Here is a 17,934-nt window from a genome sequence, read left to right as displayed (position 1 = left end):
ACACCTCCGCTTGGAATATATGCGTTAATTCAGAAGGTTCTCCGGCGACGGCGTAATCGTCGTAATCGTATAGCCATTGGTTCCCGAACCCCCAGGGCTGGAGGCGGTGCCGCCATTGCCGCCGCTGCCTCCCCCGGCCCCGCCTCCGCCTCCGGCATTCACGTTGAATGACGAACCTTGGTTGTAACCGCCCGCTCCGCCACTGACACTAATCGTGCCGGACACGGACACCGCAGGCGACAGCAAGTGAACGATACCGCCTCCACCTCCGCCCCCGCCGCCTTCTCCAGCGCCTCCGTTGCCATCGAATGCATTGGCGCCAGAGCCGCCGTCGGCGGACAGTCTGCCGTTTACAAGAATGCTTGATTTGGCGCCGATCACGATGATGCCCCCGCCCCCGCCGCCCGCGCCGACAATTCCTTGCCCCTCCGTCTGCGGATTAGTGCCGGCCAGCCCGTTGGCCAGGATCACGCTGCCGGACTGTACGCGCACATTGCCGCCTGCGATCAGCACGATGGAGCCTCCGCCGCTGCCTCCGCCGTTAGTGGCTTCCCGACTGCCGGCTCCGCCCGCCGCGGCTGGAGGGTTGGTCAGTTGAGCTGCCTGAAGCTTGGACAACCCGATGCCTCCGCTGCCGGGTCCGGCCGGCGCGAGGGAGATGCCGGGACTCGGCGCTCCGCTCCCGTTGTCTTGCGCGCCAGGCAATACGCTAATCGTACCGTTAATCGTGATGTCTCCGGTCGCTCGAATTGTGACACCGCTGGGTACGATTAGCGTACCGGTGATGGAAATATTCGTAAATTGCAGGTTAGTTATCGTCCCCGCGGACAAATCCAAGGTCTGGCCCGCACTGACATTTAATGTCCCACCGCTCCCGTCGCCATAGATGCCGGTGCTGCCGCTCGGTCCTTGTGGGCCTTGAGGCCCCGTCGCGCCGGTAGCGCCGGTCGCACCAGTAGCGCCCGTCGGGCCTTGCGGGCCTGCCGGGCCGATCGCGCCATCGGCGCCATTTGCGCCCGCAGGGCCCGCTGGACCCGCTGGGCCGATCGCGCCGTCGGCTCCGTTTGCGCCCGCAGGACCTGCCGGGCCGATCGCGCCGTCGGCGCCATTCGCACCCGCGGGGCCCGCAGGACCTGCCGGGCCGATCGCGCCATCGGCGCCATTTGCGCCCGCGGGGCCCGCAGGACCTGCCGGGCCAATCGCGCCATCGGCGCCATTCGCACCCGCGGGGCCGGCTGGGCCTGCCGGGCCGGTCGCGCCGTCGGCGCCATTCGCACCCGCGGGGCCGGCTGGGCCTGCCGGGCCGATCGCGCCATCGGCGCCATTCGCACCCGCGGGGCCCGCTGGGCCTGCCGGACCGGTCGCGCCGTCGGCGCCATTCGCACCCGCGGGGCCGGCTGGGCCTGCCGGGCCGGTCACGCCGTCGGCGCCCTTTGCACCCGCTGGGCCCGCGATCCCTTGCGGACCGATCGGGCCTTGATCGCCCTTGAGCATCAGCTTGTACATTCGCTGGCCGGCCTGACAACTGCCTGCCGGATCGATCAGATTCATTTTGCCGTCGTTGCTGATACATACATTGATCGAATTGAGCACCGTCGTCGCCGCCCACGATCCTTGAATATTAAAGCTTGCGAATGCCACGATAGCGATAGCCGCAATCTTCATTTTATAGCCTTTGAAGTCTAATTTGAATCCCTTGATCTTCATGTCGGACTCCTCCCGCAACCGCGTTTTTTCTAAATAAAGCGAATATTTTTGAGCATCCGGGCCAGCATCGCCACTGCTTCGGCGCGGGAGGTATCGCTCCCCGGCCTGAACGAGGATGCCGTCCGAATAATGCCTGCCGCCTGCGCTTCCTTGATGTCCGCCGCCGCCCAACGGGCTATGGCGGCTTCGTCACTATACGGAAGATAGGGGACGGACGTATCGCTCGTTGCTACGGCCGGGTATCGCATCGCCCTCATCATCATGACCGTGAGTTCCTCGCGTGTAATTTTTTGCTGAGGCTTGAAGGTACCGTCCCGATAGCCCGTGAGCAGCCCCGCCCGGTATGCCGTATTCACGGCGGCGCTGTACCATCCGCTCCGGACGTCCTTGAACGCGCCGGCCTCTGTCGACTCATTCAAGCCAAGCGCCCTGACCAGCAAGACTGCGATCTCCGCGCGCGTGATCGTCGCATCCGGATCGAACTTGTCCGGTGCCCGCCCCTGAACGAGCAGCTTCGAGGCCAGCAGCTCGATATCGGCGGAGGCCCAGTGGTCCCGAACATCCGCGAAGGTCGCCGGCCTGTCGATGACCGCATAGATGCTGGCGCCGGGGCGTACCATGTTGGCAACCCACTCGTCGTCCCGCTTTTCAAAAGAAGTCGGCACGAATGCAAAAGCATGGGAATCTTCCGACCAGCGCACACCGGTTGCAGTCTGCGGGACCGCCTCCTTGCCCACGGGCAGCGAGCGGATCACGTAGCGGTTGAATGCGCTCATGAATACGCTATTGCCGTTGCCCCCGGTCACTTGAACTTCAAATGCCATCGGTGCGACGAGCAGCCGTGCCTGCATATCCGCAGCGGCCTGCCGGATCGCTTGCTCGACGGGCTGCTCCGGCGGTCTGACGCTCACAGAGAAAAGAATTGAGGCCTCCGGCACGGCGAACCTCCGGCTGTAGGCTGCGGCGTCCAGCTCGGGCACAGGAACGCGAATCGTCGCCTCTCCGGCCGATACCAAGAGTATGGCTTGCGGATTGATGGCCCTGATCGCTCGCAGTCCGGCTTCGTTAATGTCAATATGACCGCCTGCGGCCGGCAATTGGAGGGCTATGCTTCCTTCTCTGATCGCCTGCGTCGTAATGCGATGCGCAAAGCCCGTGTCGTCCGGCAAAATCAACGCATCGTCCGTCGGGGACGGTGTCGATGTCGGTGTTGATGTTGGTGTTGGTGTCGGCGTCGGCGTCGGTGTCGGTGTCGGTGTCGGCGTCGGCGTCGATGTCGATGTCGATGTTGGTGTTGGTGTCGGTGTCGGCACCGTAGGGTCCGTAAAAGCAACATCCACGCTCGCGTCCATGCGTACGCCGTTCAGCTCCGCCGTAATCTTGGACATGCCGACCGTAAAGTCCGATGTCAGCGCGGCTTGGTAGACGCCTTCGGTTCGATACACGAGGGACAGCGCCACGGGCAGCTCGCTGCCGTCCGGCACATCCGCAGGAATCGCACCGCCTTCAAGCTGTAAATTAAGCTCGTCGATTGCACCGGGTTCGGCAGTCCAGCCGCCCAGGCGTCCGTACGCGGATGAGATCAGGTCCGCCTCGTAGCGGCCGTAGGTGGCGTGCGTCACGCTGCCCAGCGATCCGCCCGCAGCGAACAATTGCACCGAGTCGGCAGGCTCGGAGATCGCGTTGCCGTACTGGTCCTTGAGGCGGAGTGTGATCAGCGTCCGGCTGCTGCCGTCCGCCGGGATGGAGGAAGCGGCGGCCTCGATCGTCGAGGTTGCCGCCGACGGCGCTCCGGCTTCAAAGCTGATGCGCGCCACGTCCGTAAACGGCACATCGTCGGCCTCGGCCCCGATCACGGCGACGCCGGCCGTCGTCGGTGCGGTCAAGACCGCCTCGTACTGCCCGTAGACGGCCGCAGATACGGTGTCTCCCACGCTTCCGAGCGTTGTCGTGAACCGGATCCGCTCCGCGGGAAGCGATACCGGACGGCCCTCTGCATCCGCGAGCCGGAGCGTGACGTTCGTCCGGCTCGTCCCATCGGCGGGCAGCGACAGCCACTCGACGTCGACTGTGCCGACGAGCGCGTCGACGTCCGCTGCCCGGGCGGACCAGCCGTTCGGAACCGTGCTCAGCAGCAGCGCGAAGACGAGGAACAGCTTCCCCGGCAGAGCGAGTCTCTTTTCCCTATTAAATACTTGATTACCCGACATGAATGTCCCGCCTTTGCCTGATAGCGCTCTTCAGCCGCCATGCTCGGCGGCGTTAATATCATTATATGAGCGCGAACCTATATTTGGTATAAACTTTTCCCGAATGCTGTCGCCGCCGCCGGCACGCCCCCCCGAAGGTCACAATCCTGGCGGCAAAGGTCACCAGCCTGGTAGCCCGCCGGGAGACGGCGCTCCTACAATAGGTTCACGATGCGGGTTCAATCGTACTCGCACACACTCGGGAGGAGAGGAGGAGCAAGCGGACCTGCGTGAGGAACGAAGCAGTGCGACTTCCAATTCAGACGACAACGGAGGTAATCACATGTTAAATGGATTCAGGTTTAAAAAAGCCGCGGCTCTCATGCTTGCGCTGGCGATGACGCTCGCGCCGGTCATGATGCTGCCCGGACCGAGTATCGCATCCGCGGCGCCGACGGTATATGAGGCGGAGTCCGCCGCCAAGACGGGCGGAGTCGCCACGGCGACCGATCATACCGGGTATACCGGCAGCGGCTTTGTCGGCGGCTATACGGATGCGAACAAAGGCAGCGCCTCGACCGCCTTTTCTGTAAGCGCTTCAACTGCCGGCAGCTACACGGCGACGCTGCGGTACGCGAACGGTACGGGCTCGGCCAAGACGCTCAGCCTGTACGTGAACGGCGGCAAGCTGAAGCAAATCTCGCTGCCCGCCACTGCGAACTGGGACACATGGGGCACCGTGACGGAGACGGTCACGCTGAACGCGGGCGCCAATACGATCGCTTGCAAGTTCGATACGACGGACACCGGCAACGTCAACCTCGACAATCTCGCCGTCGAAGTGTCCCTCGGCGCCAACCTCGCGCTGAACAAGACGGCGACCGCGAACAACAGCTACAGCGGCTTCCCGGCCGCGAACGCCGTGGACGGCAATACGTCCAGCTACTATGAAGGCGCATCCGGCTCTTATCCGAACACGCTGACCGTGGATCTCGGCAGCGTGCAGAGCGTCGGCACCGTCGTCCTTAAGCTGCCCGCCTCCTGGGGCTCGCGGACGCAGACGCTGTCCGTATCCGGCAGCTCGGACAATGCAACGTACAACACGCTCAAAGCCTCTCAGTCCTATACGTTCAATCCCGGCTCCGGCAATACGGTGAGCATCTCGTTCACCGCGGCATCCGCCAGGTACGTGAGGCTCAGCTTCACGGCGAATACGGGCTCCACCGGCGGGCAGGTCGCCGAGTTCGAGGTGTACGGCTCCGGCACGTCACCCACTCCGACGCCCACCCCGACGACCACGCCTACGGCGACCCCGACTGCCACGCCTACTGCAACGCCGACCCCGACGCCGCCGCCTAGCGGCACCTACGAAGCCGAGTCCGCCGTCCGCTCGGGCGGTACGGTCGTGGCGACCGACCACACCGGCTACAGCGGCTCCGGCTTCGTCGGCGGCTTCACCGACGCCAACAAAGGCAACGCGGCGCTCCAGTTCAACGTGAACGTCGCCGCAGCGGGCAACTATACGCTTAGCCTGCGCTATGCCAACGGCTCTACGGTCACGCAGACGCTCAGCCTTTACACGAACGGCACCAAGCTGACGCAGACGGCGCTGCCCGCGACGGCCAACTGGGATACCTGGGCCGTGAAGACGGACACCGTCGCCCTGAACGCCGGCAGCAATACGATCGCTTACAAATACGATTCGACCGATACCGGCAACGTCAATCTCGACAAGCTCGAGCTCGCGATCGTCGTCGCTACGCCGACCCCGACGCCCACCCCGACGCCGCCGGCCGGCACGTATGGCGCGACGATGCCGTACGACACGTACGAGGCGGAGAGCATGACGCATACCGGGACGCTCGTCGGCCCGAACACCACGTTCGGCAACATCGCCTCCGAGGCTTCGGGACGCAAAGCCGTGCGGCTCACCTCGGCGGGGCAATACGTGCAATTCACGCTGTCCAAAGCCGCCAAGGGGCTGACGATCCGCTACTCCATCCCCGACAACGCGGCTGGCACCGGCATCGACTCCGCCATCAGTCTGTACGCCGGCAGCACGCTGATCAAGGACGTGCCGCTGACGTCCAAGTACAGCTGGATCTATGGCTCATGGGGGACGGAGGGCGGTCAGATCCGCTGGTCCAACAATCCGAACGCCTCGCCGAATACGCCGCACCACATGTACGACGAAGTCGCCGTCGTGCTGGACCAGCAGTATCCGGCAGGCACGGTCATCAAGCTCCAGCGCAACGCGTCCAACCTGAACTTCAGCTCCGTATCCGGCGTCACCGTCGATCTCGTCGAGGCGGAGCCGATCCCGGCCGCGCTCACGATGCCGGCGAACTATGTGTCCATCGCGAGCTACGGCGCAGTCGCGAACGACGGCGCGGACGATACGGCGGCCATCAACAGCGCGATCAATGCGGTCAAAAATTCGGGCGGCTCGCTCAAAGGCATCTGGATACCCGCAGGCATCTTCAATCTGAACAACGGCAATCGCGGCGCCGGCTTCGACGGGTCGGGCACGCGGCTGTACCTGGACAGCGGCATCTCCATCAAGGGCGCGGGCATCTGGTATTCGACGCTGGCGGGCAACTATGCGGGCATCTTCATGCGGGCCGGCAATGTCACGCTCTCCGACTTCAAGATCAGCGCGAACGACGTCATCCGCGACGACTATAACGGTGTGACGGCGATTGAAGGCATCGGCACCAACTCCACGCTGACCAATCTGTGGATCGAGCATGCCAAGGTCGGCGTCTGGCTCAAGGATCAGACGAACGGAGCGACCGTCTCGAACTCCCGCATCCGTCAGGTATGGGCCGACGGCCTCAATCTCAACCGGGGCACGACCAACACGACCGTGACCAACAACTCGGTCCGGGGCAGCGGCGACGACGGAATGGCGATGTGGTCGGAGGTGTATCTGGATACGAATAATACCTTCAGCTACAATACGGTCCAGATCCCGACGCTGGCGAACAATATCGCGATCTACGGCGGCCAGGGCAACAAGGTCATCGGGAATCTGCTGACGGATACGGTCGTGAACGGCGCAGGCATCTCGTTCGGCACGAACTTCGATCCGCCGTCGATGACGGGCACGCTGACGATCCAGAACAACATGCTGCTGCGGACCGGCTCTCAGCACAAAGACTACGGCTATCAGATCGGCGCTATATGGGCGTACTGGCTGAACAACAACGGAAGAGCGCAGAACCTGACCGTGACCGTATCGGGCAACACGATCCAGGACAGCACCTACTCCGGCATCTTTATCGAAGAACCGGCGCCCAATATCTCCGTTACGTACTCGGGCAACACCATCACCAACGCAGGCACGTACGGCGTCTATGTCCGGGGCACGGCGACGGGCAGCTCGACCTTCACGAACAACACGGTGAACGGCGCGCCGTCGGGCAAATTCCTGAACACCTCGTCGAGCTTCACGGTGTCGGGGTCGGGCAACAACTGGTAACCGGATAGCGGGAAGGCCGCCTTTATAAAAAACATTCGTGCGCTGTCACAAATCCCGACGCCTCGTTGTCTTAGATAGCAGGAACGACCAATACGAGCCAAACGGAGGAATCGACATGCAATTGCGAATGAACTATCAGGCGGCCAACCCGGCGGCCTTCCAGGCGCTGCTGAAGCTGGAGGATGCGGTCCAAAAGATGGGACTCGATCCGGTGCTCTACGAGCTGATCAAGATCCGGGCATCCCAAATTAACGGCTGCTCGTTCTGCCTCGATATGCATACGACCGACCTGCGCAAAATGGGCGAAACCGAGCAGCGCATGACCCTGATTCCCGTGTGGCGGGAGGCGCCGCAGTTCACCGCGAGGGAACGGGCCGCGCTGGCCCTGACCGAGGCGCTCGTGCGCATCCCCGAAGCAGGCGTGCCGCAGGCTATATACGACGAAGCACGCCGGCACTTCGACGAGAGCGAATTCGTCGCCGTCGTGATGGCGGTCAACGCCATCAACAGCTGGAACCGCATCGCGATCTCGACGGGCATGTACCCCGGCTGCTTCGACAAGCAGGCGACGCAGGCCTGATCCGGCGCCGGGACATGCCGGGCGGATGCGCCCCTGCCAAAGTGCACGGCAGCGCCGCATTTGGGCGAGCCGCAGGCTGCGATCGCGCAAAAGTGCTGGGTCGAGCGTCTGTTCAGCAACATGCAGCCGACCGGCGGCACCCGGCGTGCACTTTTGTACGGTATGCTCGGGCGACGCCTGTGCCCGCTCGGCTAGATCGTACTTTTGCGCGGCACCTCGGGAGCGGACGGGAGGCTTCATTTAGTGCGCGGCTAGTGCGCGGCGCTTTGCGGCATTGCGTTGTAGTTGTTGTAAGATGTGCCCGCCAGGTTACAATAGGCGAATCTCAACCAAGCCACCCCTCGGGGTGGCTTGGCCGTCTTGCTATGATAAGATGAAGTCATCCTGAATCGAAGGGGCGATCGCCCGTGAATGCCAGCGAAGACAAGCTTGCCGTCGAACGGCTCTATCGCGAATACAAGCCGCTGCTGACGTCGATCGCTTACCGGATGCTCGGGTCGATGAGCGAGGCCGAGGACGCGGTGCAGGACGTATTCGTCTCCTTCAGCCGCCTGCGCGGCGCAGAGATCGAACATCCGAAGGCCTACCTCGTCAAAATGGTCGCGAACCGCGCGCTCAACATGATGAAGGCCGCGCCGCGCAGGCGGGAGAGCTACCCCGGACCGTGGCTGCCCGAGCCGATCATCGAAGCCGACGACCCCCACGCGCCGCTCGGGCAGCTGATGCGGCGGGAACGGCTGGGCTACGCCCTGCTCGTCCTGCTGCAGACATGCACGCCGCCGGAACGCGCCGTATTCGTGCTGCGCGAGTCCTTCGGCTACGACTATGCCGACATCGCGGCCATGCTCGACAAGTCGGCAGCCGCCTGCCGCAAAATCTTCAGCCGCGCCTCCGCCAAGATCGGCCACCCGCAGCGCGAAGCGGCCGAAGAAGACGCGTCCGATCCCGCGATGGACCGCTTCGTCCGCTCGTTCGCCGACGCGCTGGAGAGCGGCCGGGCGGAAGCGTTCGTGCATCTGCTCGCCGACGACGCAATGCTGCTGAGCGACGGCGGCGGCATCGTACGCGCGGCGCTCAATCCGATCGAAGGCCGGGCGCGCATCGCCGCCTTCTTCGTCGGCATCGCGGGCAAGGGCGCGCTCGCCGGCCGCTGGCACCGCGTGCGGATCAGCGGCCAGCGCGGCCTGCTGCTCGAGCGCGACGGCCTGCCGCCGATCGCCTTCGCGCTCGCCCCGGACGATCGCCTGGACATGGTCCGCGAGATCTACCTGGTGTCCAACCCGCACAAGCTGACGCGAATCGCTCGCTAGGTCGCACGATACCGCCGGCGAAGCCGAACCTGGAGCTCCGTGGACGACTCCGGCCGGGCAGCTCCTTTCATCCCTGCGGCCGCTCTAGCCCCGGGCGATCCGGAATCGCACGCTTCCCTCGAGCCCGCCGCTCCGTTCTTCGAACCGGATGCGGTGCAGCCGCGTTCCCCACGTCTTGACGAGCTTCTCGTCCGCGACGCGGATCGGCTCGAGCCGGACCTCCAGCGCGGCTGCGTCGTATGCCAGCACCAGCCTGCGGTCGTCCCCCGGCTGATGCAGCACAATCGTCCCATCCTCACCCTGACTCGGCTCCCAGCAGGTCATGAAGGTCCAGCTATTGGCGCCGAGCTTCTCTATCAGCTTGTAGGTGTCCGTCACCTCGATGCATGCCGGCGCCCCCCGGTACAGGACGGCCTCGCGCTGCCACGAAGCGATGCCGGCTTGCTCGGGATAGGCCGTGGTCAGCTCCATCCGGACGCCCGCCCGGCGCTCGTCGATGGCGGCCGTCGCCCCCGACGCCCGGAACGCCGCTCCCGCCCGCTGCTCCAGGCCGTTGATGACCGGCACGTTGTGGTAGCCGGATTGCATCGTCCAGATCTCGTAGCGCTGCAGGCTGAACGTGCGGGCCGTGTACGTCTCCACGCCGACGTCGATCAGGCAGGGGAAGCCGTCCAGACTGACGGACACTTGACCGATATCGTTGTGATTGTGGCTCTCGTTGTTGTGACCGCCCTTGACGGCCATGTGCAGTCCCCGGGCCGTGCCCTCGCGTTCCCGTGCGGTCAGCACCTGGAGCTGCGGCAGCCAGGTCTCCCGCAGATAGAGCTCCGCCGGAGGCCGTCCCGCTTCGCTATGCGCTCTCCGCTCCAGCTCGCCCGCGGTGAACAGCGCCATCAGGTCTCTGTACAGAAACATCGCCGTGGCGCTGTCCTGGGCGGCGGCGGCGTGCTGCCTGTCGAGCCGGTATGCGCCCAGCGCCATCAGCGCCTCGCTGCCGGTCCCCCTGCCGAACCGGTACAGCAGCGAGGCATCCGGGTACGACTTCGCCGCCCCGTCCGCCGCGTTCACGACGTAATCTCCGTCGATGAACATGCCGACCACATATTCGCCCAGCCGGCGCAGCAGCGGCTCGTCATCCGTCCGCAATGCGCCGCCGGTCGCGAGCGACAGCAGCTCGAGGGCGTCATACAGACAGCCCGCCGCCACATGCCAATAGGACGCCCCTTCGTCGCAGCCGCCGTCCTCGTATTGGACGGCCCAATACCGGTCCAGACTGCGGACCGCCTTGTCCACGAACCGCAGCCGGCGCTCCGCATCGCCCTCCAGCAGCAGCATGGCGGCCAGACAGTTGGCGTTGCACCACGGATTCCAGTTGTTCGGCACGAGTTCCCCGAAGCCCATCCACCAGAAGTCGTCCCGCTCCAGGTACGGCGTCAGGATGCGCCGGTCCACCTCCTGCCGGATGCGCCGCGGCACCTGCACGCTGATCCGGGACAGCGGCGTCTCCAGCAGCGCCACCGTCAGCGCCAGCATCGCGCCCGTGCCGGACGCGAACAGATCGACCGTCGGCCGCTCCGTGCCGGGCAGCCCGCTCGCAGCCTCCTCCGGATCGGCCAGAGACAGATGCGCAGGCACGCACCAGCTGGTCTCCTCGGCGATGAGCCAGAGCCCGTCGGCGATGTCGGCCAGGAACCGGCCTCTCCCTTCCAGACATTCCGCCGCCGTCAGCGCCGCCAGCATGCCCCGCCGCCGGAAGTACAGACTCTCGAACTGCTTGCGGTCGCCGCTGTCGCGATATTGCAAGTATGCGCCCGCCGTCAGCGTCGGCCATTGAACCGGCTGACAACGCTCGGCCTCCTGCACCCACTTGTCTCTCAGCTGCGAAGGCACGGCCTCCCAGGCCGCCCGGTCCTCGTACCGGGGGAACGGGAGGAAGCGTTCCTCCGCCAACTTCCTTCGCCCTGCCTCCGGCAATGCCTGCCAACGCTCGCTCCACATGCGCTTCACCTCATGACCGACCCTTAGGTCATTCTTTTCCATCTATTCTAGCAGAAAAGAATAGGTTGCTATCGCCAAAATGAATGTAAACCTGCCTTTGCCGCAGCGTCAGCTGCGATACTTGTCCGTGCCCATCGCCCCGATCTGCGGCGTCCGGCCCGTCGGCTCATGCCGCGGCTGCGCCTTCACGACGGAGTCGTCCGCGAGCCGCAGCCATGTGTCGAAGCTGCGCTCGCCCTCGCGCAGCTCGATGACCCGCGCGCCGGGGAGGAAGGGCATGTCTATACAAGCGTTGCGCGTCGTACGGCCGTAGCAGAGGCGGATGCCGTGCCACTCGCCCCAATAATCGTGCGCGTGGTCATGCCCGACGAACGTCCCCATGACATCGCCCTGCTCGATCATGGCGGCGAACATGCCGGAGTTGATCCACGGCGCACAGCCGAAGTCGGCGTGGCGCTCCCCGTAGCAGACGCCGAAGTCCCATACGTCGTTGTATTCGGGCAGCGGGATATGGAAAAACGCGAGCGCGGGCAGCGGAACGCCGCCGTTGCCGCAGGCAAGCCGGTAGGACTCCCGCGCGTACCAATCGATCTGATCGCGGCGAATCCAATCGTAGAAGCCCATCCGGCTGTATTCGAGCGGCGAGTAGCTGCCGGAATCGAGAAAGTACAAGGCCGCCGCCGCGCCGCGCTCCCGGCCCTCCACCGCCAGCACGTAGTTGCCGGCGCCGTGCACGCCAGGCGCGTCCGGCTTGGCCGCATTGTGCGGGTATGTCAGCTGGATGGCATGCAGCTGCTCCCGCGTGACCGTCCCCTCCGAATCGTGATTGCCGAAGACGGCCGCCCATGCTGTCCGCGTCCGCTCCGGCACCTCGCAGGCGCGCCGGAACGCGGCCGCCGGATCGGCATGGCCGGCCGAAGCGATGACGTCGCCCGTATAGACGACCAGATCCGGCTGCTCCGCTTCGATGATCCGCTTCATCATCCCGGTCATCCGCGCTTCTTCTTCATCGGGATGCGAGAACTCCGGATCGGTGAATTGGACGATCCGGAACGTCCCGTCATTTTTAAATCGCATCGATCTCATCTGAGTGCACGCCCCCTCCGTCTCGGTTACGCCACTAGCATATGAGCCCCTTTCGACCGCGTCAATACGCGGTTCCGCCATCCTTGCAACAAGTCACGAGCGTACCAAGATCAAGTCATCATCCTAGTGGTGACGCCGATTGCCCCCTTGCTATAATCGATTCACCGCAACGGACGGACAGAAAGGATGAGCCATTTGGCAGCGCTACCAACGATAGAAACGGCCGCGACGCGGGCGGAGCTCCGCCGAGCCGTGCCCACGTCCCGAGCACGAACGTTATGGAGACAGATCAAGAAGTACAAGGCTCTGCTGCTCATGACGCTGCCCGGTGTCGTCTACTTGATCATCAACAACTACATCCCGATGTACGGGGTCATCCTCGCCTTCAAAAACCTGAACTACGTGCAGGGCATCTGGGGCAGTCCCTTCATCGGATTCGACAACTTCAAGTTCCTGTTCAATTCGCCGGACGCCTTCCTGATCACGCGCAACACAATCGCTTACAACGTGGCCTTCATCGTCGTCAACCTGATTCTGGCGCTGCTGACCGCGCTGCTCGTCAACGAGATCAAGGACAAGGTCGCCGCCCGCTTCTATCAGAGCACCTTCCTGCTGCCCCACATCATCTCGATGGTCGTGGTCGCGTACCTGGTATACAGCTTCCTCAACACGGACAGCGGCCTCGTGAACCGGCAGATCGTCAAGTGGTTCGGCACGGACGCGATCTCCTGGTACACCGAATCGAAGTACTGGCCCTATGTGCTTGTCATCGTCAACGCGTGGAAAAACGTAGGCTACCTGTCCATCATCTACTTCGCCGCCATCATCGGCATCGACAAGGAATATTACGAGGCGGCGACGATCGACGGCGCCAGCAAGTGGAGACAGATGACCCGCATCACGCTGCCGCTCATCTCGCCGGTCATCGTCGTCATGACGCTGCTCGCCATCAGCTCGATCATGCGCTCGGACTTCGGCCTGTTCTACCAGGTACCGATGAACTCGGGACCGCTGCTGCCGACGACCAACACGATCGATACGTTCGTCTACCGGGCGATGGTCGGGTTCGGAGATATCGGAATGTCCGCCGCGGCCGGTCTGTACCAGTCCGTCGTCTGCTTCTTCCTGATCCTCGGCGCCAACCTGCTCGTCCGCCGCATCAGCAAGCAAGACGCCCTATTCTAACGAGAGGAGGCATGATGCCGCATGCCCATCGCCACCCGCTTGCGCAATCCTTTAATACACTTGTTCTTCGTGCTGTTCGCCGTCGCATCGCTCCTGCCGTTTGCGCTTGTCTTCATCGTATCGATCACCGACGAGCAATCGATCGTGCAGCACGGCTACTCCTTGTTCCCGACCAAGATCAACTTTGCCGCCTACAGCTTCCTGTTCAACGACTTCGCGCAGATTGCCCGGTCGTACGGCGTCACCGTCATCTGCACCTTCGTCGGCACGATTCTGAGCGTACTGATCACCGCCCTGTTCGCCTACCCGCTGTCTCGTCCGGGACTGCCGCTGAGACGAACGCTGAGCTTCCTTCTGTTCTTCACGATGTTGTTCAGCGGCGGCATGGCGCCTTGGTACATCACCTACGTCACGATGTTCGGCATGAAAAATACGCTGATGTCCATGATCGTCCCGAACCTGCTGCTGAGCGCGTTCAACGTCCTGCTGATGCGCAGCTTCTTCGCCAATACGATACCCGAATCGATCGTCGAATCGGGCACGATCGACGGGGCGAGCGAATGGAAGATTTTTGTCAAGCTGATCATGCCGCTGTCGGCTCCCATCGTCGCGACGATCTCCCTTTTCAACCTGCTGTCCTACTGGAACGATTGGTACAACTGCATGCTGTTTATCGACAAGGCGGGACTGATGAACATCCAGTATCTGATGACGAAGATGCTGCTGAACGTTCAGTTCCTCATCGAAAAGTCGAGCTCCTCCAGCAATGCGGGCGAGCTGCTGTCCAAAATGCCGACCGAGACCATTCGCATGGCGCTGGCCATGATCGGCATCGCGCCTCTGCTCGTCGCATACCCGTTTTTCCAGAAATACTACATTAGCGGCATTACCAGCGGTGCGGTCAAAGGGTAATTCCCAGCGACCTGTCGTTGTCAAAGCTTCATAGATGCTTGATATTAGAAGGTAGAGAAGGGAATGGGACAAAAGATGAAGAAATCGCAAGCAGTCATCGCCCTGCTGGCGGGAGGCGCACTGCTCCTGTCCGCATGCGGCAACAATTCGGGCAGCGGCAGCAAGGCCGCCGGCTCGCCGTCGGCTTCGACCGGCTCGAGCGCGGAGTCTTCCGCAACCGCTTCCGCCGGCGGCGGCGGCGCGGCGGCGAACCTGAAGCCGTACAAGCTGACGCTGATCTATCCCGGCTCGGCGTCTGCCGATCTGCAGCTCGTCCAGGACGAGATGAGCAAGTATCTGACAGAGAAAATTAACGCCACGATCGAGCTGAAGCCGATCGACTGGGGCTCCTGGCTCGACAAGACCAATCTGATGAAAATATCCGGCGAGCAGTTCGACCTGATCTTCACGGCGAACTGGTACAACTACGCCATCGACGTATCGAAGGGTCAATTCCTCGAGCTGTCCGATCTGATGGCCAAAAACGGCAAGGACATCCCCGGCGTGCTCGGCGACGACTTCCTGAAGGGCGCGCAGATCAACGGCAAGCTGTTCGCCCTCCCGACCAAAAAGGAATTCGCCCAAGGCTTCGGCTTCCTGCTGAACAAGTCGCTCGTCGACAAGTACCAGTTCAATACCGAGGGCGTCAAGACGCTCGAAGACATGGAAGCGATGTTCAAGACGATCAAGGAGAAGGAGCCGGGCATCATCCCGATCGCCGGCAACAAGTTCTCGCAGACCTGGGGCGCCGCCAACTACGACGGCGATCTGCCGCGCGACAGCAAGGAACTGAAGGTGATCGACAGACTGACCGATCCCAAGTACATCGACTTCTTCAAGCGGATGCGCCAGTGGAACCAGAACGGCTGGTTCGACAAGGACGTCGTCACTTCCAACGACAGCGATCAGGCCCAGAATCTGATCAAGGCCGGCAAGGCGTTCGCCATCGGCCAATCGCTCAAGCCGGGCAAGGACAAGGAAATGACCGTGCAGCTCGGCATCCCGCTCGTTCAGGTGGAGACCGCCGTGCCGTACACGACGACCGGCGAAGCGCAGGGCGCCATGCTCGCCATCTCCCGCACCTCCGGCGATCCGGATCGGGCGATGATGCTCCTGAACCTGCTGTATACCGATCCGAAGCTGCTCAACATGCTCGATTGGGGCGTCGAGGGCAAGCATTACGTCAAAAAATCGGATAATGTCATCGACTATCCGGAAGGCGTGGACGGGCAGAACACGGGGTATCCGACGCCGGGCGGCTGGATGTTCGGCAACCAGTTCAACTCTTACCTGTGGGCCAACGAAGATCCGGACAAGTGGGCGCAATTCGAGAAGTTCAACGCGAGCTCCGAGAAGTCGCTCGCGCTCGGCTTCACCTTCGACCCGACGCCGGTCAAGTCGGAGAAGGCTGCGCTGGAGAACGTCGATAAAGAATTCATCAACGTGCTGAACTCCGGTGCGGTCGATGTCGACGCCACGGTGGCCAAGTACAAGTCGAAGCGGGATGCCGCGGGCTTCCAGAAGGTGCTCGCCGAGGAGCAGCGCCAGCTGGACGAGTGGGCGAAGTCACAAGGCAAATAATACGGACGGAGCTGGGGCTTGCCTCAGCTCCATTTTCCCTTTCTCTGTGCTGTCCCCCCGTGGGACGTTGTGCCATAATGTCTAGTAAAATGCCCGGGGGATGAAAATGAATCCGAAAAGATCGCTTCGATCGATGTTGGCCGTCGGCTTCGCCGCAATCGCGCTGCCGCTCGTCTGTCTGCTGCTCTACAGCAACCACACGGCCTCCGATGCGCTGCGCGGCCAGGCGGCCGAGGCCAACAAAAACATGATCACCCTCTATGCCAACCAGATTCAGGCCGTGCTGGGCAACGAGTCGAAATATTTATACGATCTGGCTTCCTACAATTCGGATATCTTGTCGCTGGACGGGCTGATCGACGACTCCACCGAGTATACGCTCGCCAAGGTGCGGATCCGGAACAGCCTGCAGCAGTATATCCGGTTCAACAGCGGCGTGGATATTCAATTCGCCTACCATGCCGCTTACCGGGACCTGATTGCAACGAACTACAACACCGGCTCCTATGACGAGACGGATGCGATTCAATCGTGCCTGAACCGCATGCTCGCGGCCGTGAAGCCCGGCGATCCGCGCTTCTCCGGGTGGAAGGAACTGCGCTGCGGCGATGTCGACAGCCTCGTCCGTCTCGTGGATACCGGCTACGGCGTGTATCTGGGCGGCTGGGCCCGCCTGGACCATCTGATGGTGCCGCTGGAGCTGATCCAGCTCGGCGGGGGCGGCTTCGCCGCGTTCGCGGACCGGCAGGGCCGGCTCATATCGGGCACGTACGACGCCGCACGTCTCGAAGACGCGCCCGTCGTCGATGCCCGGGCGGACTATCAGCGGATTCGCGGGAAGCACGAGACCTACATCGCGGTCAGCAATCCGGTCGCCACGACCGACGTCGGGCTGGCCGCGTTCATTCCCGAGAAGCGGATGCTCCAGAACTTGGCCTGGTTCCGCAAGTTCATCGCCTGGGTGCCCTTTTTTGCCTTCGCCCTGCTCCTGCTCTACCTGCTCTACTTGAACAACATCATCATCAGGCCGATGAACGGCCTGCTCAAGGGCATGCGCACGCTGACGCGGGGAGATTGGAAGATTCGGCTGGGCGACACCGCCTCCAGGGAGTTCAGCTCACTGAACGACGCGTTCAACGGCATGGCCAACGAGATCCAGGATCTGAAGATTCACGTCTACGAGGAGCAGATTCGGACGCACAAGGCCGAGCTGAAGCATCTGCAGCTGCAGATCAACCCGCATTTTCTGCTCAACAGTATCAATGTCGTCTACAACCTGGCGCAGCTCAAGAACTACGAGATCATCCAGTCGATGTGTCTCAACCTGGTCAAGTACTTCCGGTTCGCGACGCAGACGAATCAGCCGTTCGTGATGCTGTCCGAGGAGCTCGACCATATGGACAGCTACTTGCGCATTCAGCAGCACCGCTTCCCGGGCCGACTCACGTTCCGGATCGACCTGGCGGCAGACGCGCGCGGCGTTCGGATTCCGCCGCTGATCGTGCAGCCCTTCATCGAGAATGCGATCAAATACGGCTTCGACTTCATGGAGAAGCCCTTTCATATCGAGATTCAGGCGATGCCGATCGAGGGCGGGCAGCGCTGCCGCATCCGGATCGCCGACAACGGGAGCGGATTCCCCGAGGATGTGCTGCATGCGATGCAGAGCGGCGATTACTTCCGCCGGACCGACGGCAAGCATCTGGGCATCTGGAACTGCTATCACCGCCTGCAGCTGCTGTACGGGCCGGAGGCGAAGCTGGCTTGCGGCAACGCCGCGGAGGGCGGGGCGCTGATCGATCTGACGGTGCCCGCCGAGCTGTCCGACACATCCGCCAACCTATTGCATGCCTAAGAAGCGACGAT

At 63.0% G+C, this 17,934-nt stretch carries 11 protein-coding genes; 7 read left to right on the top strand and 4 right to left on the bottom strand.

The window, feature by feature from the left end; all coding sequences use genetic code 11:
• Positions 1–24 precede the first annotated feature (24 nt).
• Together VQ071_RS05860 and VQ071_RS05855 are read right to left on the bottom strand one after the other, a co-directional pair.
• Positions 25–1,707, bottom strand: a complete 1,683-nt coding sequence (locus VQ071_RS05860) for a hypothetical protein (protein WP_340512955.1) — start codon at positions 1,705–1,707, stop codon at positions 25–27.
• A 29-nt stretch (positions 1,708–1,736) separates the two neighbouring features.
• Complete coding sequence (locus tag VQ071_RS05855) at positions 1,737–3,917, bottom strand: invasin domain 3-containing protein (RefSeq protein WP_340512954.1); 2,181 nt, start codon at positions 3,915–3,917, stop codon at positions 1,737–1,739.
• A gap of 322 nt (positions 3,918–4,239) precedes the next feature.
• On the opposite strand from VQ071_RS05855, the gene VQ071_RS05850 reads away from it, so the two are divergent.
• The 3 genes from VQ071_RS05850 (at position 4,240) to VQ071_RS05840 (ending at position 9,267) form a co-directional block, all read left to right on the top strand.
• Positions 4,240–7,377 carry a CBM35 domain-containing protein gene (locus VQ071_RS05850; protein ID WP_340512953.1) on the top strand — a complete coding sequence of 1,046 codons (3,138 nt, stop codon included), beginning with the start codon at positions 4,240–4,242 and terminating at the stop codon, positions 7,375–7,377.
• A 115-nt stretch (positions 7,378–7,492) separates the two neighbouring features.
• On the top strand, positions 7,493–7,957 hold the full coding sequence (locus VQ071_RS05845) for a carboxymuconolactone decarboxylase family protein (RefSeq protein ID WP_340512952.1): 465 nt from the start codon (positions 7,493–7,495) through the stop codon (positions 7,955–7,957).
• Between the two features lie 407 nt (positions 7,958–8,364).
• Positions 8,365–9,267, top strand: coding sequence for a sigma-70 family RNA polymerase sigma factor (locus VQ071_RS05840; protein WP_340512951.1), 903 nt, complete (start codon positions 8,365–8,367; stop codon positions 9,265–9,267).
• Between the two features lie 84 nt (positions 9,268–9,351).
• Here VQ071_RS05840 and VQ071_RS05835 read toward each other — a convergent pair whose 3' ends face one another.
• The gene (locus tag VQ071_RS05835) at positions 9,352–11,265 is read right to left on the bottom strand and encodes a heparinase II/III family protein (protein WP_340512950.1); all 1,914 of its coding nucleotides are present in this window, start codon (positions 11,263–11,265) and stop codon (positions 9,352–9,354) included.
• A 108-nt stretch (positions 11,266–11,373) separates the two neighbouring features.
• Positions 11,374–12,351, bottom strand: a complete 978-nt coding sequence (locus tag VQ071_RS05830) for a metallophosphoesterase family protein (RefSeq protein ID WP_340512949.1) — start codon at positions 12,349–12,351, stop codon at positions 11,374–11,376.
• 252 nt (positions 12,352–12,603) lie between these two features.
• Here VQ071_RS05830 and VQ071_RS05825 point away from each other — a divergent pair, with 252 nt between their 5' ends.
• The 4 genes from VQ071_RS05825 to VQ071_RS05810 all read left to right on the top strand — a co-directional run bounded on the left by VQ071_RS05825 (position 12,604) and on the right by VQ071_RS05810 (position 17,923).
• On the top strand, positions 12,604–13,536 hold the full coding sequence (locus VQ071_RS05825; RefSeq protein WP_340512948.1) for an ABC transporter permease: 933 nt from the start codon (positions 12,604–12,606) through the stop codon (positions 13,534–13,536).
• Between the two features lie 21 nt (positions 13,537–13,557).
• Positions 13,558–14,448: a carbohydrate ABC transporter permease gene (locus tag VQ071_RS05820; RefSeq protein ID WP_340512947.1), complete on the top strand. Its 891-nt coding sequence runs from the start codon at positions 13,558–13,560 to the stop codon at positions 14,446–14,448.
• A 75-nt stretch (positions 14,449–14,523) separates the two neighbouring features.
• Positions 14,524–16,068, top strand: a complete 1,545-nt coding sequence (locus VQ071_RS05815) for an ABC transporter substrate-binding protein (RefSeq protein WP_340512946.1) — start codon at positions 14,524–14,526, stop codon at positions 16,066–16,068.
• Positions 16,069–16,174: 106 nt separating this feature from the next.
• The gene (locus VQ071_RS05810; RefSeq protein ID WP_340512945.1) at positions 16,175–17,923 is read left to right on the top strand and encodes a sensor histidine kinase; all 1,749 of its coding nucleotides are present in this window, start codon (positions 16,175–16,177) and stop codon (positions 17,921–17,923) included.
• Positions 17,924–17,934 lie beyond the last annotated feature (11 nt).

The sequence above is a fragment of the Cohnella sp. 56 genome (assembly GCF_037963805.1).
Lineage (GTDB): Bacteria > Bacillota > Bacilli > Paenibacillales > Paenibacillaceae > Cohnella.
This window is presented reverse-complemented; position numbering and strand designations above follow the sequence as displayed.

Excerpts from the sequence above, each read along its gene's own strand:
- VQ071_RS05830 (WP_340512949.1), bottom strand. The coding sequence starts at position 12,351 with ATGAGATCGATGCGATTTAAAAATGACGGGACGTTCCGGATCGTCCAA.
- VQ071_RS05815 (WP_340512946.1), top strand. The coding sequence starts at position 14,524 with ATGAAGAAATCGCAAGCAGTCATCGCCCTGCTGGCGGGAGGCGCACTG.
- VQ071_RS05810 (WP_340512945.1), top strand. The coding sequence starts at position 16,175 with ATGAATCCGAAAAGATCGCTTCGATCGATGTTGGCCGTCGGCTTCGCC.
- VQ071_RS05855 (WP_340512954.1), bottom strand. The coding sequence starts at position 3,917 with ATGTCGGGTAATCAAGTATTTAATAGGGAAAAGAGACTCGCTCTGCCG.
- VQ071_RS05835 (WP_340512950.1), bottom strand. The coding sequence starts at position 11,265 with ATGTGGAGCGAGCGTTGGCAGGCATTGCCGGAGGCAGGGCGAAGGAAG.
- VQ071_RS05850 (WP_340512953.1), top strand. The coding sequence starts at position 4,240 with ATGTTAAATGGATTCAGGTTTAAAAAAGCCGCGGCTCTCATGCTTGCG.
- VQ071_RS05860 (WP_340512955.1), bottom strand. The coding sequence starts at position 1,707 with ATGAAGATCAAGGGATTCAAATTAGACTTCAAAGGCTATAAAATGAAG.
- VQ071_RS05820 (WP_340512947.1), top strand. The coding sequence starts at position 13,558 with ATGCCCATCGCCACCCGCTTGCGCAATCCTTTAATACACTTGTTCTTC.
- VQ071_RS05845 (WP_340512952.1), top strand. The coding sequence starts at position 7,493 with ATGCAATTGCGAATGAACTATCAGGCGGCCAACCCGGCGGCCTTCCAG.